Origin of the sequence: Streptomyces sp. NPDC056231 (assembly GCF_048270745.1) — a bacterium.
GTDB lineage: Bacteria > Actinomycetota > Actinomycetes > Streptomycetales > Streptomycetaceae > Streptomyces.
The window spans coordinates 190,206-214,625 of the sequence record NZ_JBLVKW010000005.1 but is presented as its reverse complement, the minus strand read 5'-3'; the positions used below and the strand labels follow the sequence as shown (position 1 = coordinate 214,625).

Below are 24,420 nucleotides of genomic sequence, written 5' to 3'. Positions count from 1 at the left end.
AACGCAGCGAACTTTGGCGCTTCGCGCCTCCGGGCCGAGGATGCGTTTCCCTCCCCGGCTGAAGCCGGGGATACCCACGCAAGATCACGGATGGGGGCGCATCGGCGCTTGACCTGAACCAAGCTTGAGTTTCTAGGTTCGTTCCAGAGCCGCAAGAACCGACTAGCGGTGCCTTTCAAGGAGATTCGTCATGGCCGAGCGCACAGCTGACATCGAGATCCCCGACCGTTACCGCTATGCCGTGATCCCGCACATCATGGTCGATGACGCCGCCGCGGCGATCGACTTCTACCAGCGGGCGTTCGGCGCCCGTGAGGACTTCAGGATCGATGCTCCGGGCGGCGGGATTCTGCACGCCGAGATCACCATTGGACGGTCGACGCTGATGCTGGGCGACGCCGGCGTGGACGAGGCGGAGGCCGGCTCCTTCGCCGCGCCGACCTCGCTCGGTGGAGGCACGTCCGTCACGCTGCATGTTTTTGTGCCGGACGTCGACAGCTTGGCAGAGCGCGCAGAGGCTGCCGGCGCCGAGATCCTCCAGCCACCGACGAACATGTTTCACGGTGACCGCACCGTCATCCTCAGGGACCCTTCGGGTCACATGTGGGTATTTCTGACCCACGTGGAAAACGTATCGGAGGAGGAGCTTCGGCGCCGCCTGGCCGCCGCCGGGTGACCGCTCGCGGTTGGATGCGTTCTGGTCCGGCTCGGCTGTCTCGACGTGGTTCCAGCTCCGTTCAGGCGGTCATCCCGCTCTGCGCCTCCATTGAGTTGCGGGCTCAACCACGGCCTCTGGCATGCCTGTTAAGGTCTTGCCGGCCGAGCTGGATGTAGTTGACTGCTTCCTGTGGCCGGCTTCGTTGCGCGACAGCGGCCAAGGCTTCCCGGTACGACCGAAGTACTCGCCTCGGGCTCAACTCTGCCGGGCGCGGGCGATGGTATCGAAGACCCACTTATGAAACACGAGCCGCGGGAAGAACCGGCCTTCGACATCGAACTTGAGAGAAAAAGATGGGCTCATTCTCAAATCCCGGTGCACGGTGCGGATGCAAACGAAGGTGTCGGGACGGTGCCGGCCCGATCCGATGGGGCCGACTTGGTTGATCCTCGCGTGAATACGGTTCCCGTGGACCAGGGCGGCACAGCCGTGTTCCCTGGCCTTCGATACCGGGACGCTGCCAGCCCAGCGGCTGAACTCGTCGAGATACCCATGCCCGGACAGCTCCCGCAGGGTGATCTTCTCCATCCGCACATCTTCCGGACCGTCGAGGAACACCATGAGCTGCGGCACCCCCCTGCGGCGCTGCCAGTGAGCGGGGAGGCCCTGGACGACGCAGTCCAGCATGCGCAGGACGTCCGCGCGCACCGCGGGGTCCAGGGACTGGAGTTCTCTCAGCATGTATTCGCCGTCCTCGTTCACCCCACAAGCGTCCACGAGAAGGGCCACCAGCTCAACAATGCGGTCAGCGGCCTGCGTTAAGGGGCGGACGGGTGCGGCCGACAGGGACCCGGCTGATCGCGACGCCCGAGCGAGTCTTGTAGGCCTTGTTGATCGAGATCGGTACCGCGGGGTCGCAGGACAGCTGTCAGCCCGCCGGTGCACTTTGGTTCGGCGCAACGGCGGGCTGTGTCGGCAGGGGTGTTACTACAGCTCCCGCTCGATCTGGCTCTCGCTGACCTTGTCCTCGCGCATGGTCATCTCGTTCTGGACGGCGTAGCGAGTCTGTGCCCCGCTGCCCTCGGCACTCCGGATCTCGCCCCGCTGAAGCTCGTCCTGCTGGTCCCGGTACTCCACGTGCTGTCCCTTGCGGTAAGGCATGGGGATCTCCAAGTCTCGTGTGGGTCGGCGTGGGCTGGCCCCGCTCGTTCGGCAGGGGGTGCCCCGCCCTCTTGGCGCCGGCGACTATCGCCAGGCGCACTCACAGCCCACCCTCAACTCCGCCCTACAGCAATCACTACGGGCCGAATGGGTGACGCCTCGCTCGCCGCTGTCGACGTCCTCTGGGGCTTCCTTTGCGACGGACGGTGCTACGAGTCCGCCGCAGGCGCCCGCTCCGACCTGCTGATTGCTGCAGGTCAGGCGGAGGTGGCGGTGCTGGTTGTGGACTCGGACGTGCTGCTGGTGGAGCGGCAGCTGCGGGCTGGCCGGTTGAGCTGCCCGGCATGTTTGGCTCCACTGGCGCCGTGGGGACACGGCCGGCCGCGGGAAGTCCGAGGTGATCGGGGCCGGGCGCCATCGGCTGGCGACGGCGACGGCGATGTCGTACGGCGTGGGGTGGGTTCTTTCACTTCCAGTGACAGCGTTTCTCGATGGGTTCGGACGGCATGCGCGCTCGCCCAGAGGCGGGGATCTCCATCCCTGATCTTGCGTGGGTATCCCCGGCTTCAGCCGGGGAGGGAAACGCATCCTTGGTCCGGAGGCGCGAAGCGCCAAAGTTCGCTGCGCCCTTGGGGTGACGATCAGGCAGGTCGTTTCTGCCCTTCGATGTACTGGCGGATCACGGTCAGTGGTGCTCCGCCGCAGGATCCCGCGAAGTAGGAGCGGGACCAGAACACCGGTCCCGTGCCGATGCGGTTGATTCGCGCGGTGTACTCAGCTCGCAGGTACCTGGAGCTGACGCCTTTGAGTGAGTTGATCAGCTTGCCCAACGGGGCCGCTGCCAAGGCCGGGCTGAACCGTTCGATCGCTGATGCCGGATGGGGGTGTTCCTGACGATCCTCACCGCCAAGGCAGAATGCGCCGGACGGGAAGTGATGGCCGTGGACCCCCGCAACACCTCCCGGCGGTGCCCTCAGTGCGGGCACACCGTCAAGGAGAACCGGCCCACCCAGGAGAAGTTCCACTGCGTGTCGTGCGGCCACCAGGCACACGCGGACACGGTGGGCGCCCTGAACGTTCTACGGGCCGGGCTGGTCCGTCGCGAAGCCCAACCGGCATAGCGAGAAGCCCCCACCATCAGGTGGGGGAGGAGTCACGAGAAATGAAATGACGTCGGTCCTCGGTCGCGGTGGCTGACAGACCGCGGTTTGATCACCAGCCCTCGCCCGGGGAGGGGAGCGGATCGGCTGGCATATTCTTCTGTCGTGGCGAACTGGCGGCGGCTTCTGGGCGATGCATTCTGGACCCTGGATCGGGCCCTGGGTGGGCAGCGGCGTCCGACTCGGATCCAGAAGTGGGTGGCCCGACACCCGATCGGCACCGGTCTCTGCGCGGCCGTTCCCTTCACGCTCTTCTTCTTGATGCTGTCGCGTGAGGAGGAACCCGACGACCCCATGTTCGCTGTGGTCTTCGGGCTGGCTCTGGGCGTTGTCTTCGCCCTCACGGCTGTCTCGGAGCGCCTCCGGCAGCGCCGACTCAAGCGTCTGGAGGTATGGGACGGATCCTGATCAGGGCCAGGAGTGGAACGGGCGGAGCCTGGGAGAGTATGAGGAGGGTGGGGATGTCACGAAATCCGAGAGCCGAGTTCTTCGCCGGCCCGGGTGGGATGTGCTTGAGCATCGTGTTCTATGGGTGGACAGCAGCCAGTAGCAGCACTGCCCCCTGGATGAGGGTTGTCGCGGCGCTCTTTCTGGTGGTCTGGGTGATGTTGCTCGCGAGGCACCTCTTGCGACGGGCGCGTGGCCGCACGTCGGCGGATCACCCGGATGAATCGGTATCTTGAAGGGAGCGATGCTGCGGACGACCCGCCGTCTGTGAGGGAGGCGGGCGTCGTCAGTACAGGCTGGTGCGCGTCGATGTGACGGGGTGTCTTGGGTGTGAATTCCTGGCCGGGCGCGGGGAGTTGCCCGTGGGCCTCCTGCACCGAACCGCTGCTTGGGTGGTGAACCACGGCGTCGGGCCGATGAATCTTGGCACCTTGATCGTCGGTTCGCGGGAGCATGTCGTAGCCGTTGTCGAGGGTCGCCCAGTACGGGTGCGTCGCCACTGGGTGCTCGTCACCGCATCTGACTTCACGCTTGTCAGTCACGTCAAGCAGCCGGCCTCGGCCGGCCTGGGCGGGTTCTTCGGGCGTATGTCGGAGTGATGGGCTCGCGCCGTACCCACCTCGAGTGCAACGACCGGCTGCGCGAGGTCGGGTCATGGAGCCGGAACTGGCCAGGCTGCACTCGCCGATCGGCCTCGACCTCGGTGCTCGTACCCCGAGGAGACCGCTTGTCGATCGCCGCCGAAATCGTCGCCGACCCGTGCGGTGGCAGCGGAGTACCGCTCAAGGGCGCGCACACGCAGATCCATCACGAAGGCGACGGGGCGTCGAATGGAATGATCATCTCTGTGGCTTGAACCGTCCCCTGAACCACGGTCGTTCGTGGGCGGGTTGCCGCCACGGCGGCTTCACGCCAGGTGTGAACCCAACCGTAGCCTCGGTTTTACCTTTAGATCTGCTGCATGACATTCACATCCTCCTCCGCTTCCGGCCGGGCGAGATCCGCTCGTGCGGGACGCAGGGCTCTGCTCATAGCGACTTCGGTCGCCCTGGTGAGTGGGGCACTGTTGCCCGCAACGGGCTTCGCTTCCACCGCCGCGGGTCAGTCCGGGCCCGTCGACCGGCAGGCCGCCGCCCCTGTCAAGGAGTACGACATCACCCTGCTCACGGGGGATGTCGTGCATTACTCGGATGGCGTCGGCAAGCAGGACACCGTCACCGTGGACCGCCCCGACGGAGCGGCCGGCGGCGTGCATGTCCAGCAGGCCGGTGACGATCTGTACGTCCTGCCCGACGAGGCCAACTCCCTCATTGCTGCGGGAAGGTTGGACCGCCGACTGTTCAATGTCTCGGCTCTGGCCAAGATGGGGTACGACGACCGGAAGTCCGGCGGCATTCCGCTGATCGCCACCTACTCGGCGAGTCAGGGCCGCTCACTGCCGGCCGCCCCTCGCGGTGCGAAGAAGACCCGCACTCTGGAGAGCATCCACGGCGCCGCGCTGAAGGCCGAGAAGGGCACCGCCCGGGCCTTCTGGAACGACATCGCCCGTACCCCCAAGGCCCGTTCGCTGGGCAAGGGCATTGCCAAGCTCTGGCTCGACGGCCGGGTGGAGGCCGCGCTCAAGGACTCAGTGCCGCAGGTCAACGCCCCGCAGGCGTGGGCCGAGGGCTACGACGGCAAGGGCTCCAAGGTCGCAGTCCTGGACACCGGAATCGATGCGACCCACCCGGATGTCAAGGACCGCGTGCTCGAAACCAAGAGTTTCGTGCCGGGCGAGGAGGTCCTCGACAGGCACGGCCACGGCACGCACGTCGCCTCCACGATCGCGGGCTCGGGCGCCGCCTCGGAGGGCGTCAACAAGGGCGTCGCCCCGGGCGCCGATCTGATCATCGGCAAGGTGCTCGGCGATGAGGGCTCGGGCGCGGACTCCGGGATCATCGAAGCCATGGAGTGGGCGAAGGCCGAGGGCGCCGACGTCGTCTCCATGAGCCTCGGGTCCAGCATTCCGGACGACGGCTCCGACCCGATGTCCCAGGCCGTCGACGCGCTCTCCGCCGACGGCGGGCCGCTGTTCGTGATTGCCGCAGGCAACGCGTACGGCGCGGGCACCATCGGCTCGCCCGGTTCGGCGGAGAAGGCACTCACCGTCGCCGCCGTCGACAAGAAGGACAAACGCGCCGCTTTCTCCTCGATGGGCCCGCTCGTCAGGTCCTACGGCCTGAAGCCCGACCTGTCCGCACCGGGTGTGGCCATCAACGCTGCCGCCTCGCAGGCGGTTCCGGGCGTCAGCGGGATGTACCAGTCGATGCAGGGTACGTCGATGGCGACCCCTCATGTCGCGGGCGCCGCAGCCATCCTGAAGCAGCGTCACCCCGACTGGTCCGGTCAGCGGATCAAGGACGCGCTGATGAGCTCGTCGAAGAAGCTCGACGCGTACACCCCGTACGAGCAGGGCACCGGTCGGCTCGATGTGAAGGCGGCCGTCGACACCACCATCGAGGCCACCGGCTCCGTCGCGGTCGCCTCCTACAACTGGCCGCACTCCGCGTCCGACCCGGTCGCCCAGCGGACCATCACGTACCGCAACACCGGTACGAAGGACGTCACCCTCGACCTGGCCATGGACACCGATGCCGAGGCCTACTCCCTGTCGACGAATCAGCTGACTGTCCCGGCCGGTTCCACCGCCGAGGCCGTGCTTTCGCTGGATCCGTCGAAGGTCGCGAACGACACCCAGTTCTCCGGTCAGGTCATCGCCAAGGACGCGGCGGGCACCGTCGTCGCCCACACCGGCTTCGCCCTCAACAAGGAGCAGGAGCTGTACGACCTGACGCTCAGGCTCCGTGACCGCGACGGCAAGCCGATGGACGGCCTGGTCGTCCTCGGCGCGCTCGGCGATCCGAACCTGAATGTCGTCCCGGTGTCGGGCGAGTCCACACTGCGGCTGCCGCCGGGCAACTACACCGCCTGGACCGCCGCGGACATCGCCGGCGACCGCGCCGACTCGAAGGCCGTGGCATTCCTCGCGGCCCCCGAGACGATCCTCGACAAGGCGACCACGGTCACCCTCGACGCGTCCAAGGCCCGCAAGGTCAGTGTGCGGACCCCGAAGGAGACCGAGACCCGACAGCTGCGATTTGACATGGCGCGCACCGCACCGGATGGCACGGTCCAGCGCGACCTGTACCAGATCCCGTTGATCTACGACCAGCTGTGGGCCAGTCCCACCGAGAAGGTCAAGCAGGGCAGCTTCTCCTTCCTGACCCGCTGGCGGCAGGGCGAGAAGCAGCTGGATGTGTCGGTCGAGGGCCGTGGCGTGCCGGTCTTCCCGCAGGGTGGTGCGGCGATCGCCGAGGGCGGTGAGGAGAAGCTGGCCGGCGTCTTCGCGGGTAACGGCGCCGTAGCCGACTACGAGGGTCTGAACGTCAAGGGCAAGGCCGTCGTCATCCGCAGCAGTGACGCGGTGGCTCCCGCCGACCGGCTCGCCAACGCGGTGGCCGCGGGCGCCGGGGCACTGTTCGTCGTCAACGACGGCGACGGCGTCCTGATGGAGAGCTACACCCGCTACGGGACCAAGGGAACCATTCCGGTCGCCTCGGTCCAGCGCCTGGCGGGCGAGGACCTGATCAAGGCCGCGCAGCGTGGTGCGAAGCTGACGGTTGCTCAGCACCGTTACGCGAGCTACGTGTACGACCTGGTGGACCGCCACGACGGCTTCGTGCCGGACCGTTCGCTGGAGTTCGCTCCGTCGACCCGCCAGCTGGCGAAGGTGGAGAACACCTTCTACGGCCACAAGGACACGCTCGGAGCGGGCTTCCGCTATGACATCCCGGACTACGGCCCGGGTGTCGGCTTCGAGGAGTACGAGAAGTTCCCGGGCACCCGCCAGGAGTGGGTCAACCCCCTTCCGGGCGACTCCTTCTGGTACGAGAACCACTCGGTCCTCAACGCCACCCAGACGGACTCCGCGCAGGAGATGCGCGGCGGCGCCCTGGACTACACGGCGGGCCGCACCTACTCCGCGCAGTGGTTCGCGCCGATCTCCCGCCCGCGTCTGGGCACCGCCTACTGGGGTCCGTTCCGCTCCGTCTACAACGACATCCAGTTCAACTTCACTCCGTGGACCGACTCGGGCGCGGGCCACTCGGGCGCCATGGAGAACGAGTACGAGACCACCAGTACCGCCTTCTACCAGGGCGACACGCTGATCAAGAAGGTCAAGGGCCGGGCCGGCTTCGCCTGGGACGTGTCCGCCGAGAAGCTGCCGTATCGCTTCGTGCTCGACGCCACCCGGGACGCAGACGTGTGGAAGACCTCCACCCGCACCCACACCGAGTGGAACTTCGTCTCGGGAGCGCTGGACAAGAACGGTCCGAACCAGGCCGACATCCCGATGCTCCAGCTGGACTACGGGGTCGAGACCGATCTGGCCGGTGACGTCTCGGCGGGCCGGTGGACCGAGATCGGTCTCACCTCGGGCACGCAGGAGTGGCTGGACGGTGCGGTGAAGGCGAAGAAGGCCTCGCTGTCGGTCAGCTACGACGACGGCAAGAACTGGAGCGACGTGGAGCTGCGCGAGAATTCGGCCGGTTCCTGGACCGCACGGTTCCAGACGCCGAAGAAGGCCGGCGGTTTCGTCTCGATCAAGGCGCACGCCGAGGCCGGGGACGGGCTCGGCGTCGATCAGGAAATCATCCGGGCGTTCGGCCTGAAGTGACGGTCCGGCTGAAGTGACCTGCTGACAGTTCCTCTTGAGGTTGTTCGGGAGGTTGCGAACGAGGTGGCTCCACACCCTCCGACGGGGGTGTGGAGCCACCTGTCCAGCTGGCGGAAGCTGCGGCCTGACGCCTGCCTGTGGGTGCTACTGCCAGGTTGCGGCGTTGGGATCGATCCCGTGGGCGCGAGCAGACTCGTCGATGATCCGCCGGAACCAGGAGGCCAGCCCGGCTCGGATGCCGTCGTAGTGGGCGGAGAAACCTGGGTCGGACTCGAACATCCGTCCCAGGCACACTTGCATCTGCCGCGTGAGTGGGAAGAAGTGGGAGAAGACATCGCGGTGACACTCGACGAGGTTGTTCGCCTCTGGGCTGCCCGGAATGACGCCCTCGTCCAGAGCCTCGCCCAGATCGCGTTGCAACGTCGACATCGCGTCAGACAGCGACTGCCACTGCTCCCGGGTGCGGGAGGCGGAGCGCTCGGCGAACTGCGCCCATTGGGGGGAACTTCCCCACACGGCGCGGGCTTGCTCGGATCGGCGCGCGTCCCAGTCCGCCCCGAACGTCTCCGCCTGCTCCTCGTCGCTCAGGAGAATGCCGCGCTCGTGCGCGTGGCTCATTCGTTCCAGGCGCTTGTCGAGCTGTTGCAGATCATGGATCCGCTCGGCGAGCTGGGAACGCTGGTCCTGCAGGGTGGCGCCGATGTCAGCGGTCGGGTCGTCGAGCACCTCACGCACCGCATCCAGCCCGAGCCCGGCTTCCCGGTAGGCGACGATCCGGTACAGACGTTGCAGGTCTTCTTCGGTGTAATGGCGATAGCCCGCCGGGGTGCGCACGGAGGGCGACGCCAAGCCGATCTCGTCCCAGTGATGCAGCGTGCGGACAGTCACCCCCGCGAGCTCGGCGGCCGCGCCCACCGTGGCACCGTCGTCGATGTTCCGATCAACCATGATCTCCATCCCTGATCTTGCGTGAGTATCCCCGGCTTCAGCCGGGGAGGGAAACGCATCCTTGGTCCGGATGCGCGAAGCGCCAAAGTTCGCTGCGCCCTTGGGGTGACGATCAGGCAGGTCGTTCTGCCCTTCGATGTACTGGCGTCAGGTGGGGGAGGAGTCACTGTGACCGTCCTCCGCCGTTTCCGGGGCGACGATTCCGACCGCTGCGAGATCGCGCACCTCCTGACTGTCGGGATCGAACTGCCTCGGCGCGGTGAACACGACCCGCGCCCGCTCAGGGGTGATCACTTCCACGTCGCGAGTGCTCCAGGGAGTATCTCGCGGGTCGGTCACGCTGCCGGGTACGAGTTGCGTACACGCCGCGACAAGGGGATCGATCTCGTTCAGAACGCATGCGAAGCTCACGCTCATCGCCGGAACGTCGGCCTCTTCGGGGCTTGCCTCTGCGGGGACGAGCAGCACGTCCTGGAACGCCCAACGACGCAGATGGACCACCTGCCCGGGAATGCTGAACAGCTCGATGAAGCCGAGCCCGCGCACCCAGAAGTCCGTCGACACCGCCAGATCGGATGTCGGAATCGTCACGAACATCGGCATCGCGTAGATGCCACGAAACACCTCCGGTGCAACCGCCTCGGGTCCTCGCTCGGTGAGCGGGCCCATCTTGAACGCATTGAAGAAATCACTCATGCGCCACATCGTTGACCCTCACGCAGCGTGAGGGTCAAGCCCGGCAGCGAGTCAGCCCGTGCTCGCGTCGATCCGCCCGCGGATGCCACATCGGCCGGCACGGTGCCGGCGCCGCTTGGTGAGGTGCTTGAGGGGTGCCGCCATTGTCCCTGTGTGACACGGCTTGGCCTCATAACGCAGAATCGGAGGGGGTCGTTCCGAATGGCGGCCCCGCAGAGAGCCGGGGCATCCCCAGTACCCCGGCTTTCTGTGCGCGGACCGAGGGCAGTACTGCCCGTCCTTGGCCGTGTTGTTGCCATGCCGGTAAGGACTGCCTTGATCGATGACCTCATTTGCTTTCTGCGGGCGCGATATGCCGAAGAACGACAGACAGCCATAGAATTCCGCATGCAGAACTGGCAGGCGGATGTTGCAGAGGTGAATGCCAAGCAGGCCATCGTGGACGCATGCGAAAGGGCGACCGTCCTGGCCGCCGGCGCCGCGCGGAAGATCACGGAGATGACGGCGGCGGGCGTCACTGTGCCGACGGCCGAGTTCGTCGACGCTGCCTGGCTGGAAGGCCAGGCCGCCGCTCTGAGTCGCGCGCTGTCCGTGCTTGCACAGCCACATGCCCGGCATCCCGAATACCGACAGGATTGGCGCCCACGAGGCTGACGGCGGACGGTGTTGGAGGTCTGACGTCACTGCCTCGGCCGGCGCGATGCCGCCGTACGAAGCCGCATCGGCAGTCGAGGGCGAAGGCCTGGGCGCTGTCGACGGCCGAGATCGTATGCGCATGCTCCGCGAGTACGACGCGCAGGCCGCGGCCAGGCCACATGCCGCCTGGTAACCGGGTTCGCGGTGTGCGCCGGTCAGGCCTCGTCCGGGGAGGCGTCGGGGCGCTTGGTGTCGTACTGGTCCGCGGTGACGGTCAGAGACTGTGCGATCTGGCGCAGGTAGGTGATGAGCCGCTCGGTCTCTTCCTGGTCGCTTTCGTTCGCCTGGGTGGCCTGTTCCCACCTCTGTTGCAAGATCGCCTCGGCCTGCGCTCTGGCGGCCCGCACCATGTTGCGGGCCTGATCGCGGGCCGCGGAGACGGTCTGCTCGGCCGACTGCTGGGCGCGGGCCTGCTGAAGTACGGCGTCCACGGTCGGCACCCCTGTGGGGCCGCTGCCGTCGCCGATGTTGTTCGCCCGGATCCAGTCCCGGTGACGCTGCATGTCCCCCCGGAGCCGGTCGTTCTCTTCCGTGAGCGCGGTCAGCACCTGGGAGCAGCGTCGCAGGGCGTCGTGCACTGCCTCTTCGTTGTAGCCACGACGGGTCAGGGGGGCGCGGGGGAAGGTCATCGACCGTAGTGCCTCGGGCGTCATCCGGGGCTCCCACGGCTCCTGCGGCTGGTGGGCTCCTGTCTCGTTCACGTGTCTCCGATCACCGAGCGTCTTCAAAGTGCAGCAGGTCGTGGGCAATGCCTGCGTCCGCCAGTTCGCGCACTGTCGCGGAGACCATGGCCGACGAGCCGCAGATGTAGAAGGAGCATCCACTCCACGCGGCGGAGCGCAGGACCGGGCCGGCGAGACTGCGGTTGTCGAAGGTGCCGGCATCGGCACCGACCAGCGGCGTGACGCGAAGCCACGGGTGGGCCTGGGCCAGTTGCCTGAGCGCGGGCAGGTCGTACAGGCCGTGGTTGTCGGGTGCCCCTACGAACAGGTCGACCCGGCGATGCGGACCGTGCCGGGCGACCTCTTCGACCAGGGCGCGCAGCGGGGCCAGACCGGTGCCCCCGGCGATCAGCACCAGATCGCGGCCCCGGGACGCCCGGAGGGTGAGCCTTTCACCGACCGGGGCTCCCAGGCGCAGTACGTCACCTTGGCGCAGCCCGTACACCAGGGCCGGGCTGACCAGGCCGCCGTCGACGGCGCGCACATGGAACTCGACGGTCCCGTCGGCACGTTGTGCGTTGGCCGGGGTGTAGGGCCGCCAGGTGCTCGGCAGCATCGGGGTTTCCACCATGACGGACTGCCCGGGCAGGTAAGCCATCGGCTGGTCCAGACGCAGCGTCAGCACCGCGAGATCGAAGCCGCGTTGCTCGTGTCGCACCACCTGGGCGTTCCACCAGGCCGGATTCGCCGCGCTGTCGGCTTCGGCGGCCTGAATCATGGTGCGAGCCACCAGGGAGTAGGCATCGGTCCAGCCACGCTGGAGTTCCGGGGTCCACGCCTCGCCCAGGAAGTAGGCCAGCGTGGCCAGCAGCGCCTGTCCCACCGCCTCGTAGTGCTGAGCGACCACCTGGAACCTGCGGTGGTCGCGGCCTAGTTGCTGAACAAACGGAAGGAGTCGGTCAGGGTCGTCCGCCTCGGCGACGATCCGGCCCAGGGCGGCGACGAGCCGGTCGCGCTGCGCCCCCATGGCCACCGGGAACATCGGCCGGACCTCCGGCGCGATGAGGAACAAGTAGGAGTAGAAGTACCGTGGCACCTCGTCCCCAGATTTGCCGACGAGAGCGAAGGAATCTCTCAGCGCCTGGGAATCGCTCACGTCCGCCCTCCGGTTGCTGGCATCAGGGCTGGCATCAGGGGTGACCTCCAAGGATCGAAAGCCGTTCGGCTCCTCGTAGTGAGGAGCCGAACGGCGACTGGGTCAGCTGGGAGCTGCCTCGCCGGCTGCGACCATCGTGCTGCTGATCACGCCGTAGACCGCCGTCCATGACTCTTCGACGGCCGGTGTCCACGCATCGCCCGCGAAGTGGCGCAGGGCCGCGATCAGGCTGGCGCCCACGGCTGGATAGTGCTCGGCCAGCGCGCCGTATCCCGCATGGCGCCGCCCCAGGTTTTGCAGCATGCCCACGAGCATGTCGGTGTTCTCCAGGTTGGCGACCAGTGCGCCCAGCGCCGCCCACAGGCGGTCGCGCTGTTCATCGAGGTGGGCTGCGAACAGGGGACGCACACTGGGGTGGTGGGCGAACAGGTGGTCGTAGAAGTACTCGGTCACCTGTGAACCGTTCGGCTGAACAGCCGCGAAGCTGCTCCGGATCAATGAGAAGTCAGCGGTCATGGCGGCTGACTGTAGTCAGCGGAGCTCTATTCGAACAAGTTGGGTCCGTGATGAATCCGATCTGCGGAGACGCTGCCGACTTGCCTGGACAATCCCTATGCGCGCTATGGGTTCAGCCGAAATTTCGGAGGATTCGCATACGTATCGATCCGCTCCCCAGGGCGGCACCGGCCAGGCAGGTCCACTGAGGACTTCGGCCATTTCCTGATAACTCCCGTGATCCGCCTCTGCCTTGCCGAGCCGGTGGTCGTCGGTGAGCGTCACGGCGAGGCCGCTGGCGCCGGCGATCCCGGCGTCGATGCCGGCCGGTGCCTTCCACACGTCGCGCGACACATCCGTACGGGCCATCACCCCCGCGACCGCCCCGCACGGCGCGAACGCGTCGACGACGCCGACGGGCTCGAGGCGGGCTGACAGCCGTACCTTGCTGTCCTCGTCGCCGACCACCAGGGCCAGGTGATGCGGGCGGAGCCTGGGCCCCGTGAACCCGACGATCAAACCGTCGACGGTGTCAGCGTGGCACTGGCGAAGTGTCGGTATTCGAGAGTTGCAGTATTCGCCCGCAGGGTGAGTGGCCCCGTAGCTCAACCCGCCGGTTTCCCCGCGCGCGTGCGCCCCACGCAGAGCATCCCCAGCTCCTGCAGCGCGGCCACAGTGCTTTTCACTGTGCGGCAGGCCACCTGGTCGACCTCGGTGCGGTGCCGCCCAGCCGGAACTAAAGTTGTCGGTATCGATTACGGTAACTATAGTTGTCGCATGGCTTCGATCGAGATCACCTCCGAAGAGCGGGCCGAGCTGGGTATGGCCCTTACTGATGCCCTCAACCCGCTCGCAGCGGCCATTCGCTCCCGCCAGTCAGGGCTGTCCACGGCCCGCATGTGGGAGGCGGACCCGGTTGATGTGACTCTGTCCGTCCTTGCCGCCTGGAAGGTGGTGGATACGGAGGTCAAGCATCTGACGGCGATCGCGGCGGCGACAGCCGGCTCCTACGGCGCGAACTACGAGCAGATGGGTGCGGTCTGGGGCATTACCCGCCAGGGCGCGCGCAAGAAGTGGCCCGACGCAGTTCCTCGCCCCGCTGCCGTGGCGGCGCAGAGGGGCGCGGCGCTCGAACTCTTCGGCGGCACAGCCGAACTGGTGCAGGACCCGTCGTCCGGTGGCTGGGCCTGGGCGGGCGAGGGCGCGGACGAAACTCGCGGCGCCGCCGAGGACGGCACTTGGTACGCGACGAGGGAAGAGGCCGCCGCTCATGCCGGAGCCTTCCTGCGGGAGCATGCCACCACCCTCTCGTAGCGCTCCAGCACGGTTTCGCCCGACTCGTCACCGAGCCTGGGAATGAAAACAGGTACTCACGTCAGCGATGACAAGGCCCTGCGCCTGGAGTGCCTCGTACCAGTGTTCTGCTACGTCCCTGTCATCGGTTGCCGGTACGGGCTGGATCGGCGGGCCGACATCGGCGAGCAGTTCCAGGAGCAGGGCGCGTCGCTCCGTGTACGGGAGGGGGCGGGTGTCGCCGATCGCCGGGCCGGGTGCTGCACGAGATCCCAGCAGGCATACGAGGCCGGGTATCGGGCGGCCAGTGCACGGGCCCGGGTCACGGACGACGCGGCCCTCGACCGGGCCGCTCCGAAATCGAGCCGCCCATGCCTCCAGATCACTGCCTCCTTGTCCAGCACCGTGCCCGGCCGCAGTTCCATGCCGGCCAGGGCCAGGTCCATCCAGTACGGCGTGAGGACCCGCCCCGACCGGGCGTACAGGGTGACCGTGTCCTCGGCCCGCACCATGATCATCCGGTGCCCGTCGTACTCCAGACTTCGGTGTGTCTCATGAGACACGAAGTGACCTGCTGGTGGGTGGCGTTGGGCGGTGGGGGAGTGCGCCGGCGTCGGTCCGGGCTACGCGAAGCGTTCGTGGTCGGCCAGCACCGCGTCGATCACATCGAGATGGATGGCGACTCGCCCGTCCCTGGGATCGGAGCACTGGGTCAACGTCAGCAGGGACTTCCACAGTGCCCAGCCCCTGGCCCTGGCCCAGGTGCCGTCATCCTGGCCGACTGTGTGCCGGAATGCCTCGCGGCTTTCCTCGCGGAGCATCGTCCAGGCGATCACGAGATCGCAGGCGGGGTCGCCGATGCCCGACGTGCCGAAGTCGATGACGGCCGACAGCTTGCCGTCGGTGACAAGCAGATTGTTGCCGCCCATGTCGCCGTGGAACCACACCGGCGTTCCACGCCATTGGGCCTCGAGTGCCGCTTGCCAGGTCTCGCTGGCCCTCACGGTGTCGATCCGGCCGCTCAGGGCGGTGATGCAGCGACGCGTCTCGTCGTCGTAGTAGGCGAGTGACGCGCCGCGATACCCGCTGTGCGCCCCGGCGAGAGGACCGTCCTTGGAGTCACAGCGCTGAAGGGCGAGGATGAACCCGGCGACGCCGGTAGCGAACTGGGTCATGTCGTCGATGCGTTCGGGAGAAGCCGTCTCGCCGGGCAGCCAGCCGCGCACGGACCAGGGGTAGGGGTATCCCGCGCCGGGAGCTCCCTTGGCCAGGACGGTGGGGAGAGCCACCGGCAGCGCGGGGGCCAGGCGAGGCAGCCAGTCGCATTCCTTGTCGACCGCAGGGGCGTAGCCGGCTGCGGTGGGAAGGCGGACCGTCATGTCGTCACCGAGGCGGTAGGTGCGGTTGTCCCAGCCGTCCACAGCCACCGGGACCACGGGCAGACGGCTCCACTGAGGGAACTGAGCGGTGATCAACCGCTTCACCAGGGCGGCGCTGATTCCTGCGCGCCCGTCCGACACAGCTGTAGGCATCCGCTGATCCTTACCGGTGAGGTCGTACCGGGCAAGCGATTAACGACGCGAGACACATCTGAATGTCCGGAGAACCGTCAAGTTTGGGCTCGTACCACCAGCCCGGGCCGTCGGGCAGGGTCGGGACCGCACGGGCCGGCGCTACCTTGGTTGACGGTGCAGTCGGTTGCAGTGCGATTCCGGGGCCGGCGGGGCTCATGTGGTCGTGGCGCAGCATTCGTACGCCCCGCCAGGGCCTGTCTCTTTGATGCTCGGTGACGGGACGAAGCCGGTCGGGTCCCGTACCGTGGCGCATCCGCCCGATGAGGTCCGCTCACTGCATGCCTCCCTCACAAGGCTGGTTGCACCACCTTTAAGATCGACCGGCCGCAGAACGACAACAAGGGGGAGGGCGTGATGACTGGTCAGGTCGCCGCAGTGAGCCGTAACGAGGTGTACTCGTTCAGCAAGCCCAATCGCGATTGCATCACGCTGCTCACGGGGCTCGGAGTGGAAGGAGACGTTCACGCAGGTGAGACGATCCGCCACCAGTTCCGCATGACCTACGAGCCGGACCTGCCCAACCTGCGCCAGGTCCACCTGATGCACGAGGAACTCTTCGACGAGCTCGCGCTCAAGGGCTTCAAGGTCTCTGCGGGTCAGCTCGGCGAGAACATCACCACGCGCGGGGTGGACCTGTTGGGTCTGCCCACCGGCACTCTGCTCCATCTCGGAGAGCGGGCGGTGCTCGAGGTGACGGGACTGCGTAACCCGTGCTCGAAGATCAACGACTTCCACAAGGGGCTGCTCGGTGAGGTCTTCACCATGGACTCCGTGTCCGGCGAGTTCACATTCAAGTGTGGCGTCATGGCTGTGGTCCGCCGTGGAGGGATCGTCCGCCCCGACGATTCCATCCAGGTCGAAACCCCGCCCCTTCCCCACCGCTCGCTGGAACGGGTCTAGGTTCTTGTTCCGTGGTCATCGGCGTGCCCAGATGAGGATGGCGGCGAGGTGGAGTGCGGCCTGACAGGTGCTGGCGAGTTTGTCTGTCCGCATGGCCAGGCCGCGCCACTGCTTGATCCGGTTGATGCATCGCCCGACCGCGTTGCACTGCGTGTATGCGTCGGCGTCGGAAGCCGGTGGGCGACCGCCGGCACGGCCTCGCCGCAGACGGTGACGGACCTGGTCGTAGGGCCGAGGGATGACGGTGCGGATCCCGCTCGCTGGAATCTCTTGCGCGGCCCTGGCGAGCTCCAGCTCAGCAGGTGTTCGGATCTGCTTGGTGCTGCTGGAGGATCTGCGCACTCCAGGTGTCCACCACGGGACTGCGTCGGTAGAAGACGTTCGGCTGTACCGGGTCGCACGTCACCAGGAGAATGTCTCCCTGCCCGAGCACAACGTTCCGCTGGACCTGTGTGGAGCGACGCTTGCGGTACCGCATGACCTCAAGGTGCAGCGGATGCGGACCTTGAGGCAAAGGGATGAAACGAACCTTTCTGATGCTGGTCCGATCCACGCTGCAGAGATCGCGCCCACTTTCGGTGACCGATACCAGGCACCACTTGAGTGACATGCTGCGGGGCCCGTCACGCAGGTCCACCTGCAACAGCAGCCCGGTCTGGCCTCGGCGGCGGGCTCTGTGGATCAGATAGCGAGAGCGCCATTTCAACCGGCCGTCGAAGTCGCTATTCACCTGCACCGCAATGTCCCCCACCCTGCCCCCATCTGCCAGCCGACCGAGTCCCCAGACGCCTCAGGCTGGCACGGATAGGCAAGATCCAGAAGAGCCACGACCGGCAGAGCGTCAGGGCAGAAGCCTGCCGGAGACCAGTAGTGACACGACCCTCATACTCACGGGAGCCACCGTGCCTCCCAAACTCATCAACATCACCCGACCGTGGATCGGGGCACCTCCCAAACCCATCAACAATACGACCTGGCCCAGCTCCGGCCACTCGCCGACTACGTCAAAGAACTGAAACGGGATCTGGCCGCGGCCCGCACCGGCCTGCGGCAGATGATCCGGGACGAGAACCGGTAGTAGCTGGTTCAGAAGGACCGGTAGATGCGGTCGGGATCAGCGAAGGCTGCCTCGGCGAACTCCGCGAAGTCCATGTTGGCGATCGCCAAATTGCCGTGCACGTCGTGGACGCCGGCCGGGACGGTCCGGAACTCTCGAGGCGGTGGGGAGTCGATGCGGGCGGCGCGCTCTTTCCGATGGCGGTCTCACCAGGCTCGGCCTGTGCCGGGAGTGCGAGCACGGGGAAAACGGCGGTCATCAGCGCGACGAGTGCGAGAGTAGGTCGGATCTTTCGCCACTGAATGTGCGGGCGCCTGAGAGTCCATTGGTGATCGTATCTGCGGCATACGTGCTTGCGAGTGCGCACAGTAGCCAAAAAACTGCATAGACGAGCAAGATTTCCAGCTTGATCACGCCGCATGGAACGATTCATCCGATGAGCTGTCGGGCTTTCCAGCGGCGATTATTGCTGGTGATAGCCATGCGGCCTTGGTGGCAGGCTCTGGGCCTGGACCTCTTGGGGCGTTCATCGAGAAGCTCTTGAACCTCAGGCCTTGACGATCGCTCGGAGTCATCCTATGTTCCTGGCTGCACTTCCATTACTTAGAGTCAATCGCCGGAAGTTGGAGAAGATGGGCCTTAGACATCGGATCTCTAAGGCCCAACGCTGGGTTCCTGGACTGGAGGGGTCATGAACGTCCGAGCGACGGCGACGGGATCTCCCGGGATGGGCGCAGCTCCCGCATCCGCGTGACCAAGGCCCCCGATATCCGGGTCCGGAATATCGGAATCGGCTGAGCGTGAGGGACGAAACCGTGATCGCTCGGCCCCTGCCCACCTGCGAAGGAGCCTGATGTGCGCCACCGTCACTGGTTGATGACCATGCTGGTCGGTTTACTCGTCGCTGCTCTTGTACCGCTGTCCGGTCCGGCCACGGCAGCCGAGCCAGCCGGGACACCACCGGAACGGGTGAAAGGCATCCCCGGCACGATTCCCGTCAGCGAGGACGCGGACCTGGCCGCCTGGCAGCGGCTGCAGTACGGCATGTTCATCCACTGGGGTCTGTACTCCGAACTCGGAGGTGTCTGGCAGGACGAACCGGTCAGGCAGGGCTACAGCGAACAGATCCAGATGTGGGCGAACATCCCCGAGGCGGACTACCGCAAGGTTGCCGAGCGGTTCCGGCCGGACCGGTTCGACCCAAAGACGATCTGCTCGTTGGCCAAGGACGCCGGGATGCAGTACGTCGTGATCACCAGCAAGCACCACGACGGATTCTCGATGTTCGACACCGGCACCACCGACTACAACGTTGTGGATGCGACGCCGTACGGCAGGGATCCGCTCAAGCTGCTCGCCGACGAGTGCCGCAGCCAGGGACTGAAGTTCGGTTTCTACTTCTCGCTGGTCGACTGGCACCAGGGCCACGCGTTCGACGGGAACAACAACAACCCGATACCCCCGGCGATGGAGCCGGTGATCAAGGCGCAGCTCCGCGAGTTGATGACGAACTACGGGGAGATCGCTGAGGTGTGGTTCGACATGTCGTCACCAACCAAGAAACAGAGCGAGGCTTTTGCGAGCGTCGTGCGTGAGCTGCAGCCGCATGCCGTCATCAACAGCCGGATCTGGAACAACGTCGGCGACTTCCGAACCCTCGGAGACAACGAGATCCCATCGGTCGCCGTGGACGGCGCATGGCAGACACCGGCGTCGATCTACCACTCGACCTGGGGCTACCGCAGCTGGCAGGTCCGCGACGACCTGCCCGGCAAGGTGCGCGACCTGGTGAAGGGCCTGGCCAGCGTTCGCGCCCGGGGTGGCAACTACCTGCTCAACATCGGCCCCCGTGGCGACGGCAGCATCGTCGAGTTCGAGGCGGACGTCCTCCGTGGCATGGGAGCCTGGCTCAAGCGCCACCCCGGAGCGGTCCTCGGGGCCTCTCCGACCCGGTTCGGCGGCCAACCGTGGGGTGAGGTGACCGCCAACGGCCACGACCTCTTTCTTCACGTCACTCGATGGCCGGCTGACGGGGAGCTGAGGTTGCCCGGCCTGGCGACCGAGGTCAGGCGGGTGCTCGAGGACGGGGCCGGAGAGCTTGGGTGGCGTCGGGATGGAACCGACCTGGTTGTGACCCTGCCCGCCGATGCCGCGGACGAGGTGTTGCCGGTCATCAGGGTCGAGCTGGCCGGAAACCTGCGGATCGTTCCGACGCGCACGGTTGCCGACACTGAAGGCGCGTGGGTGCTGTCCCCCGAGGACATCGAAACGGGCTACAGCTACGCCGACAACGGCGCCTACTCCAGCACCCGTCGCACCGTGGTCCGTCACACGGCCTACCTGCGCGCCCACCGGGGCGGACCTGCCTCGATCGCTCTTGCCGGACGCGCGGACCCGGCCGCCCGGTACCGGGTCCGACTCGGGGGCCGCGAGCAGGTCGTGACCGGGGAACAACTGGTCGGATCGGCCGTTGGACCGTTCGTCGTGCAACCCGGCCGCGTGCTGCCCCTCACCATCACCAGAGCCGAACCGGAGTACACATCCCAGGATCTCGGAGTGAGTATCGACGCCGTCATGGTCGGGCTCACCGGCACCGCGGTCGCGTGGTCGCAGCCGCCCAACCCGGTCGAGCTCGGAGCGACGGCGCCGATCCCGGTGCACGTGACCAACCTGAGCAGCCGGACCGTGACCGGTCAGGTCGGACTGGACGGCCAGGGGCCGTTCACCCTTGGCCCGGCTGCGGCGGTGACGGTGCCACCGGGTGCGACTCGGACCCAGCCGATCGAGCTGTCCGTGTCCCGCGAGGGCGAGCCGGGCACCTACCGACTGCATTCGGATCTCGACACCGACGCACGCGTTCTCGGCCTGACCAACGAGGTCAACGTCGTGCTGCCGAACGTGGCGGTCGGTAAACCCGCAACGCAGTCGAGCACCGCGTGGGGAGGCGCGGCCGGCAGGGCCGTCGACGGCAACACGGGCGGGGACTACTTCGGCGACAACTCCACGACCCACACGGCCGAGCCGTCGAACCAGGCATGGTGGCAGGTCGATCTTCAGAAGGAGCACATGATCGACCAGATTGAGATCTGGAACCGCACGGACTGCTGTTCTGAGCGATTGGCCGGATACTGGGTGCTCGTCTCGGAAACGCCGATCACCAGCAGCTCTCTCAGCGAGGCGCGCAAGACCCCGGGTGTCACAGCGATCTACCAGCCGAACGTCGCTGGACGGCCCACGAGCATCGACCTCGGCAAAACCCCCGGCCGGTATGTGCGCATTCAGCTTGAGTCGCACACCAATCCCTTGGCCCTCGCCGAGGTGAAGGTCCGTAGCCGGCTCGCAGCAGAGTAGACATTGAGGGCCGGCGGTCGACCCCCAAGGCTGATCCGGCCCAGGGTGCGCGACTCGCGCTTTCCGGCCTGGACGCGGAACAGTTCGTGATCACCAGCAACGAACTCGGCAACCAGAGCAAGGGGGCAGAGCGCGTCCGCTCTCCGAAGTGGAGGCGCTCAGCACCGGAATGGAGAACGATTCCGGCGCTGAGCGCGTCCGCTCTCCGAAGTGGAGGAGCGATCTTTCCTGTGGGACTGGCCCGGCTCATCCACATCAACGCACTGGCCTGCGACCTGCACCGCGTCCTCGACTACCGGACCAAGCAGCTTGAGGCCCGTCTCCTCGATGCTCCCGGGACGGGGCGCCCGCTCCGGGTCGATCACCGCGCCCTCGTGGCGAGCTCACGGCACATCCACGGCTTCGTCGCCGAGAGCTCGGGCCTCGGGATGTTGACCGCGACAGCAGTGGCGATTCCCTCTGCAAGACCAACGGCGCAGGCCGAACTGGAGACACCCGCGAGACGAAAGCCCGCGTCGCCCTCGAGGAACTGGAGCGCCGCTGCATCGACGACAGAGCCCGCTTCCAGGCCGACCTCGAACGGGCGCGGCAGGAAGCCGAACCCGTACGGTCCGGGCTGCTGTATGGCAGCGGCGGTGAACTGATTGACGCGGTCGCTGTTGTGCTGCGTGCCGCCGGGCGGACCGGAGGCAGGGTCGGCACCATCCGGGGTGCGGCTGTCTGCTGCCGATGGCGTTGTGCCGGCCTTATGGGCTGACCTGACGCACAGCCGGCGCCGCCCACCTCCAGGCCTTCGGGGTCGTTCGCCGACATGGGCATTCATGTACGCCCCATTGACCTTTCCTTGACCCTCGGGTCAGCATCATCCGGAACGCCCCCCACCCCAGTGCCACCCGTAACGTTGTGAGGAGCCCGCCCCATGCGCACCTACCGCAGCACGCGGAACACCCGTCCGCGAGCGCTACGCACAGCCGTTGCCACCGTCGCGGCCTCCGCCGCCCTCGGCGCGGTACTGGTCACCTCACCGGCCGCCGCCACGGCCGCCGAAAGCGATCCCGGCAACTGCAAGACCTCCGACGGTCCGTCCTGGTCCGGCTGGACCGACCATAGTCAACTCGGTGCCACACTGCGGCAGATCGAGAAGACCAGCAAAGGCCGGGTGCAGGTCGATGTCGCCGGGCGCACCACCCAGGGCCGCGAACTGTGGGCCGCGCGAGTGGGCACCGGTCCCCGCGTCCTGATGGTGACCAGCGCCATTCACGGCAACGAGCGCACGGGCACGGAGGCCCTCATCGGCATCCTCAAGGAGCTGGGTTCGGACTCTGGTCCGAAGACCGCCGAACTCCTCAGCAAAGTCACCCTGGTTGCCATGCCGATGGTGAACCCGGACGGCGGCGAGCTCAACCGTCGTATGAACGTACATTCTTGGGACCAGACCGTCGCGCAGTTCCCCCAGCTGGCCGGGGCGCCGCGGGCCTGGTACCACAGCCTCCGCGGCGACGGCATCGACCAGCCCGGCTATGACCTCAACCGGGACTTCAACCCGGATCTGAACTACGTCCCGCGGGCCTCCGACCTCCCCGGCGAGCAGACCGACGCCGGCTTCTTCCTCTCTCCCGAGTCGCGCGCGATCCGTGACACGTATGTGAAGATGCGCAATGAGAAGGGATCTGTCGACGGGTTCATCGATCTGCACCACATGGGTCCCTGCGAGCGCATCACAGGGGGCCCTCAGGACGGCAAGCTGATCACGGTCTCGCTGGACTATCCGCCGCTCGGCATCAACGATGGGGCCAAGTACAAGAAGCAGTGGCCGAAGCTGGACCAGGACAAGTCCCGCCGCTATGCGCTCACGGTGGCCAACGGCATCGCCGACGCATACGGCGAACAGTCGAGGCTCGCCGCGACCGGCCGCTATTTCCACCCCGACGCGCGCGAATACGCCGGCCAGGGCCGCTCCGCTTTCGCCCTCAACGGAACCGGCACAGTCCTCTTCGAAGTCCGCGGGCAGCAGGATGACTTGGGACAGCGGCAGCGCGGCATGTTCGTCCAGTCCGTACGTACCGGAGTGGAGTCCCTGCTGACGGGCCTGGCCACGGGCAGCGCCGACCGGGTCAACGGGGACGACTTCTTCAAGCTGCCGGACTACGGGTGGGAGACCCCGGCGGACTGACCTCGCCGGAACAGGTCCCGTGCGCAGGCACGTGACCCACAACAGCGACGCGGCCCGCGGCAGGTTCCCAACCTGCCGCGGTCGCCGGTGAAGACGTCGAACGCGGCGAACAAGGCGGTCAGCCCGTTGCGGACGTAGTCGTGCGTGCGCCGCTCGGGCATGCCCGGCTGGAGTGGGTCTACTTCGTCGGCGCTTCGAGCTGACGGGGCAAGGCGCCTGCGCGCAGCTCGCGCAGGTCCGGGATGTGGTTGTACAGGGTGCCCGGGGAGATACCGAGCAGTTCGGCGATCGAGCTGATGGAGCGACCCGGGTCGGGCAGCAGGTCGCGGGCGGCATGGATGAGTGCAGCGCACGGCCCGGCGAGCACACGTACGGACCGCGACCCGGCGCCACGGTCCGTACCGGTGGTGCAGCGCTCAGGTGGTCAGCGGGCCCGGTTCACCGTGCCCAGGGCATGCGCGAGTCCGGTGGCCCACAGCTGGTCGACACGCGAGCGCTCGGTGGCGTTCGGGTAGCGGTTGGTGCAGGACGGGCCGGGGCCGCCGCCCGACATCAGCTCACTGCACGGCCCGCTGTAGTTGTCCGGCAGGCCCAGCACGTGCCCGGTCTCGTGGGTGACGACGCGGATCGAGTCGTTCTGCCGGCTCTGGGCGTAGTCGAGGAAGATGTAGCCGCGTCCGTGGCCGTTGGTGGAGGCGTAGGACCCGCGCGGGTCGTTGCCCTCGTGGTAGGAGAAGTCGGCACCGCTCGAAGTCTCCTTGAGCTTGACGTTGGACTCGGAGCTGTTCCAGATCGAGGCCGCGCTCGATATCTGCGAACGGAAGCTCGGTGCCTGGGAGGCGTTGTAGTAGAGGGTCACCGCCCGCACGTTCGGCTGGGCGGCGCGCTTCGCGGCGACCGATTTGAGCACGGCCTCGAAGAACGCCTTGTTGTTCGCAGCCTCCTGAACCGACCCGGCGTACCGCGCCACGGAGGTACCGGTGGCAGCGGACGGGGTGGCGGCTGTCTGGGCGCTCGCCGGCACCGCCGCGCCAAGCGCGGTGGAGGCCAGACCCAGGCCGAGAGCGAGGAGCCTCGCGGACGTTCGAGACGACTTCATACGGGGGCTCCTACTCGCTCGGTGACGCCGAGCGCCCGGTGCATGGTCGACTCTGCGTGAACACCGGTTCCGAACTGCGGCGATGTCCTGTGGGTCGCCATTCTTAGAACGGCTCGACAGGGAGCACAAGAGGTACCGCCGCTATGTCGCCTCGTAGGTCTCGGGACCTCGCCAGGG

24 protein-coding genes and 4 pseudogenes are annotated in these 24,420 nt (G+C 67.0%); 12 read left to right on the top strand and 16 right to left on the bottom strand.

Annotated elements, in window-relative coordinates; translation table 11 throughout:
• The first annotated feature begins 190 nt into the window (after window positions 1-190).
• On the top strand, window positions 191-676 hold the full coding sequence (locus tag ACNPQM_RS07450) for a VOC family protein (RefSeq protein WP_358859642.1): 486 nt from the start codon (window positions 191-193) through the stop codon (window positions 674-676).
• A 237-nt stretch (window positions 677-913) separates the two neighbouring features.
• Here the strand turns inward: ACNPQM_RS07450 and ACNPQM_RS07445 are convergent, their stop codons facing one another.
• The 3 genes and pseudogenes from ACNPQM_RS07445 to ACNPQM_RS07435 all read right to left on the bottom strand — a co-directional run.
• Window positions 914-1,420 (bottom strand): hypothetical protein, encoded by a 507-nt coding sequence (locus tag ACNPQM_RS07445; RefSeq protein WP_358859643.1) that lies wholly within the window; start codon window positions 1,418-1,420, stop codon window positions 914-916.
• 225 nt (window positions 1,421-1,645) lie between these two features.
• Entirely contained in the window at window positions 1,646-1,819 is a 174-nt protein-coding gene (locus ACNPQM_RS07440) for a hypothetical protein (protein WP_358859644.1), read from the bottom strand.
• Window positions 1,820-2,460: 641 nt separating this feature from the next.
• Window positions 2,461-2,649: pseudogene (locus ACNPQM_RS07435) on the bottom strand (IS200/IS605 family transposase); the annotation flags it as partial.
• Here ACNPQM_RS07435 and ACNPQM_RS07430 point away from each other — a divergent pair.
• The 5 genes and pseudogenes from ACNPQM_RS07430 to ACNPQM_RS07410 form a co-directional block, all read left to right on the top strand.
• Window positions 2,642-2,940: pseudogene (locus ACNPQM_RS07430) on the top strand (RNA-guided endonuclease InsQ/TnpB family protein); the annotation flags it as partial. The pseudogenes ACNPQM_RS07435 and ACNPQM_RS07430 sit on opposite strands and share 8 nt — an antisense overlap.
• Before the next feature lie 237 nt (window positions 2,941-3,177).
• On the top strand, window positions 3,178-3,387 hold the full coding sequence (locus ACNPQM_RS07425; protein ID WP_418083366.1) for a hypothetical protein: 210 nt from the start codon (window positions 3,178-3,180) through the stop codon (window positions 3,385-3,387).
• 401 nt (window positions 3,388-3,788) lie between these two features.
• Window positions 3,789-4,025 (top strand): hypothetical protein, encoded by a 237-nt coding sequence (locus ACNPQM_RS07420; protein WP_418083365.1) that lies wholly within the window; start codon window positions 3,789-3,791, stop codon window positions 4,023-4,025.
• Window positions 4,010-4,282 (top strand): annotated as a pseudogene (locus ACNPQM_RS07415) (XdhC family protein); the annotation flags it as partial. The gene ACNPQM_RS07420 and the pseudogene ACNPQM_RS07415, both read left to right, overlap by 16 nt.
• Window positions 4,283-4,477: 195 nt before the next feature.
• On the top strand, window positions 4,478-8,143 hold the full coding sequence (locus tag ACNPQM_RS07410) for a S8 family serine peptidase (protein ID WP_418083364.1): 3,666 nt from the start codon (window positions 4,478-4,480) through the stop codon (window positions 8,141-8,143).
• A 144-nt stretch (window positions 8,144-8,287) separates the two neighbouring features.
• Here ACNPQM_RS07410 and ACNPQM_RS07405 read toward each other — a convergent pair whose 3' ends face one another.
• Together ACNPQM_RS07405 and ACNPQM_RS07400 are read right to left on the bottom strand one after the other, a co-directional pair.
• Complete coding sequence (locus ACNPQM_RS07405) at window positions 8,288-9,091, bottom strand: MerR family transcriptional regulator (protein WP_418083363.1); 804 nt, start codon at window positions 9,089-9,091, stop codon at window positions 8,288-8,290.
• A 147-nt stretch (window positions 9,092-9,238) separates the two neighbouring features.
• The gene (locus ACNPQM_RS07400; protein WP_418083375.1) at window positions 9,239-9,787 is read right to left on the bottom strand and encodes a VOC family protein; all 549 of its coding nucleotides are present in this window, start codon (window positions 9,785-9,787) and stop codon (window positions 9,239-9,241) included.
• A gap of 315 nt (window positions 9,788-10,102) precedes the next feature.
• Here ACNPQM_RS07400 and ACNPQM_RS07395 point away from each other — a divergent pair, with 315 nt between their 5' ends.
• Window positions 10,103-10,441 carry a DUF6221 family protein gene (locus ACNPQM_RS07395; RefSeq protein WP_358862843.1) on the top strand — a complete coding sequence of 113 codons (339 nt, stop codon included), beginning with the start codon at window positions 10,103-10,105 and terminating at the stop codon, window positions 10,439-10,441.
• 197 nt (window positions 10,442-10,638) lie between these two features.
• Here the strand turns inward: ACNPQM_RS07395 and ACNPQM_RS07390 are convergent, their stop codons facing one another.
• The 4 genes from ACNPQM_RS07390 to ACNPQM_RS07375 all read right to left on the bottom strand — a co-directional run bounded on the left by ACNPQM_RS07390 (window position 10,639) and on the right by ACNPQM_RS07375 (window position 13,315).
• Entirely contained in the window at window positions 10,639-11,184 is a 546-nt protein-coding gene (locus ACNPQM_RS07390; protein WP_418083362.1) for a DivIVA domain-containing protein, read from the bottom strand.
• A 10-nt stretch (window positions 11,185-11,194) separates the two neighbouring features.
• Window positions 11,195-12,301 (bottom strand): globin domain-containing protein, encoded by a 1,107-nt coding sequence (locus tag ACNPQM_RS07385; RefSeq protein ID WP_418083361.1) that lies wholly within the window; start codon window positions 12,299-12,301, stop codon window positions 11,195-11,197.
• Window positions 12,302-12,403: 102 nt separating this feature from the next.
• Window positions 12,404-12,817 (bottom strand): globin family protein, encoded by a 414-nt coding sequence (locus ACNPQM_RS07380; protein WP_418083360.1) that lies wholly within the window; start codon window positions 12,815-12,817, stop codon window positions 12,404-12,406.
• A gap of 15 nt (window positions 12,818-12,832) precedes the next feature.
• Window positions 12,833-13,315, bottom strand: coding sequence for a hypothetical protein (locus ACNPQM_RS07375; RefSeq protein WP_418083359.1), 483 nt, complete (start codon window positions 13,313-13,315; stop codon window positions 12,833-12,835).
• A 258-nt stretch (window positions 13,316-13,573) separates the two neighbouring features.
• On the opposite strand from ACNPQM_RS07375, the gene ACNPQM_RS07370 reads away from it, so the two are divergent.
• Complete coding sequence (locus ACNPQM_RS07370) at window positions 13,574-14,110, top strand: hypothetical protein (RefSeq protein WP_418083358.1); 537 nt, start codon at window positions 13,574-13,576, stop codon at window positions 14,108-14,110.
• A gap of 110 nt (window positions 14,111-14,220) precedes the next feature.
• On the opposite strand, the gene ACNPQM_RS07365 is transcribed toward ACNPQM_RS07370, so the two are convergent.
• A complete protein-coding gene (locus tag ACNPQM_RS07365; protein WP_418083357.1) occupies window positions 14,221-14,652 on the bottom strand; it encodes a hypothetical protein in 432 nt (143 codons plus the stop codon).
• 60 nt (window positions 14,653-14,712) lie between these two features.
• On the bottom strand, window positions 14,713-15,621 hold the full coding sequence (locus ACNPQM_RS07360; protein WP_418083356.1) for an aminoglycoside phosphotransferase family protein: 909 nt from the start codon (window positions 15,619-15,621) through the stop codon (window positions 14,713-14,715).
• 396 nt (window positions 15,622-16,017) lie between these two features.
• Between ACNPQM_RS07360 and ACNPQM_RS07355 the strand changes: the two genes are divergently transcribed.
• Window positions 16,018-16,563, top strand: a complete 546-nt coding sequence (locus ACNPQM_RS07355) for an MOSC domain-containing protein (protein ID WP_418083355.1) — start codon at window positions 16,018-16,020, stop codon at window positions 16,561-16,563.
• A gap of 15 nt (window positions 16,564-16,578) precedes the next feature.
• On the opposite strand, the pseudogene ACNPQM_RS07350 reads toward ACNPQM_RS07355, so the two are convergent.
• Both ACNPQM_RS07350 and ACNPQM_RS07345 read right to left on the bottom strand, forming a co-directional pair.
• Window positions 16,579-16,818: pseudogene (locus tag ACNPQM_RS07350) on the bottom strand (IS5/IS1182 family transposase); the annotation flags it as partial.
• 40 nt (window positions 16,819-16,858) lie between these two features.
• On the bottom strand, window positions 16,859-17,314 hold the full coding sequence (locus ACNPQM_RS07345; protein WP_418083354.1) for a hypothetical protein: 456 nt from the start codon (window positions 17,312-17,314) through the stop codon (window positions 16,859-16,861).
• Window positions 17,315-17,497: 183 nt separating this feature from the next.
• On the opposite strand from ACNPQM_RS07345, the gene ACNPQM_RS07340 reads away from it, so the two are divergent.
• Window positions 17,498-17,641: a hypothetical protein gene (locus tag ACNPQM_RS07340; protein WP_418083353.1), complete on the top strand. Its 144-nt coding sequence runs from the start codon at window positions 17,498-17,500 to the stop codon at window positions 17,639-17,641.
• Between the two features lie 8 nt (window positions 17,642-17,649).
• Here ACNPQM_RS07340 and ACNPQM_RS07335 read toward each other — a convergent pair whose 3' ends face one another.
• On the bottom strand, window positions 17,650-17,796 hold the full coding sequence (locus ACNPQM_RS07335) for a DUF6924 domain-containing protein (RefSeq protein ID WP_418083374.1): 147 nt from the start codon (window positions 17,794-17,796) through the stop codon (window positions 17,650-17,652).
• 679 nt (window positions 17,797-18,475) lie between these two features.
• Between ACNPQM_RS07335 and ACNPQM_RS07330 the strand changes: the two genes are divergently transcribed.
• Window positions 18,476-20,971 carry an alpha-L-fucosidase gene (locus tag ACNPQM_RS07330; RefSeq protein ID WP_418083352.1) on the top strand — a complete coding sequence of 832 codons (2,496 nt, stop codon included), beginning with the start codon at window positions 18,476-18,478 and terminating at the stop codon, window positions 20,969-20,971.
• 919 nt (window positions 20,972-21,890) lie between these two features.
• Entirely contained in the window at window positions 21,891-23,144 is a 1,254-nt protein-coding gene (locus ACNPQM_RS07325) for a M14 family zinc carboxypeptidase (RefSeq protein WP_418083351.1), read from the top strand.
• 178 nt (window positions 23,145-23,322) lie between these two features.
• On the opposite strand, the gene ACNPQM_RS07320 is transcribed toward ACNPQM_RS07325, so the two are convergent.
• Window positions 23,323-23,511, bottom strand: a complete 189-nt coding sequence (locus ACNPQM_RS07320; RefSeq protein ID WP_418083350.1) for a helix-turn-helix domain-containing protein — start codon at window positions 23,509-23,511, stop codon at window positions 23,323-23,325.
• Window positions 23,512-23,568: 57 nt separating this feature from the next.
• Window positions 23,569-24,243, bottom strand: a complete 675-nt coding sequence (gene snpA / locus ACNPQM_RS07315) for a snapalysin (RefSeq protein WP_418083349.1) — start codon at window positions 24,241-24,243, stop codon at window positions 23,569-23,571.
• Window positions 24,244-24,420: the final 177 nt, after the last annotated feature.

Coding starts and splice junctions, on each gene's coding strand:
- ACNPQM_RS07440 (WP_358859644.1), bottom strand. CDS start 1,819: ATGCCTTACCGCAAGGGACAGCACGTGGAGTACCGGGACCAGCAGGAC.
- ACNPQM_RS07325 (WP_418083351.1), top strand. CDS start 21,891: ATGCGCACCTACCGCAGCACGCGGAACACCCGTCCGCGAGCGCTACGC.
- snpA (WP_418083349.1), bottom strand. CDS start 24,243: ATGAAGTCGTCTCGAACGTCCGCGAGGCTCCTCGCTCTCGGCCTGGGT.
- ACNPQM_RS07400 (WP_418083375.1), bottom strand. CDS start 9,787: ATGAGTGATTTCTTCAATGCGTTCAAGATGGGCCCGCTCACCGAGCGA.
- ACNPQM_RS07360 (WP_418083356.1), bottom strand. CDS start 15,621: ATGCCTACAGCTGTGTCGGACGGGCGCGCAGGAATCAGCGCCGCCCTG.
- ACNPQM_RS07450 (WP_358859642.1), top strand. CDS start 191: ATGGCCGAGCGCACAGCTGACATCGAGATCCCCGACCGTTACCGCTAT.
- ACNPQM_RS07380 (WP_418083360.1), bottom strand. CDS start 12,817: ATGACCGCTGACTTCTCATTGATCCGGAGCAGCTTCGCGGCTGTTCAG.
- ACNPQM_RS07405 (WP_418083363.1), bottom strand. CDS start 9,091: ATGGTTGATCGGAACATCGACGACGGTGCCACGGTGGGCGCGGCCGCC.
- ACNPQM_RS07370 (WP_418083358.1), top strand. CDS start 13,574: ATGGCTTCGATCGAGATCACCTCCGAAGAGCGGGCCGAGCTGGGTATG.
- ACNPQM_RS07355 (WP_418083355.1), top strand. CDS start 16,018: ATGACTGGTCAGGTCGCCGCAGTGAGCCGTAACGAGGTGTACTCGTTC.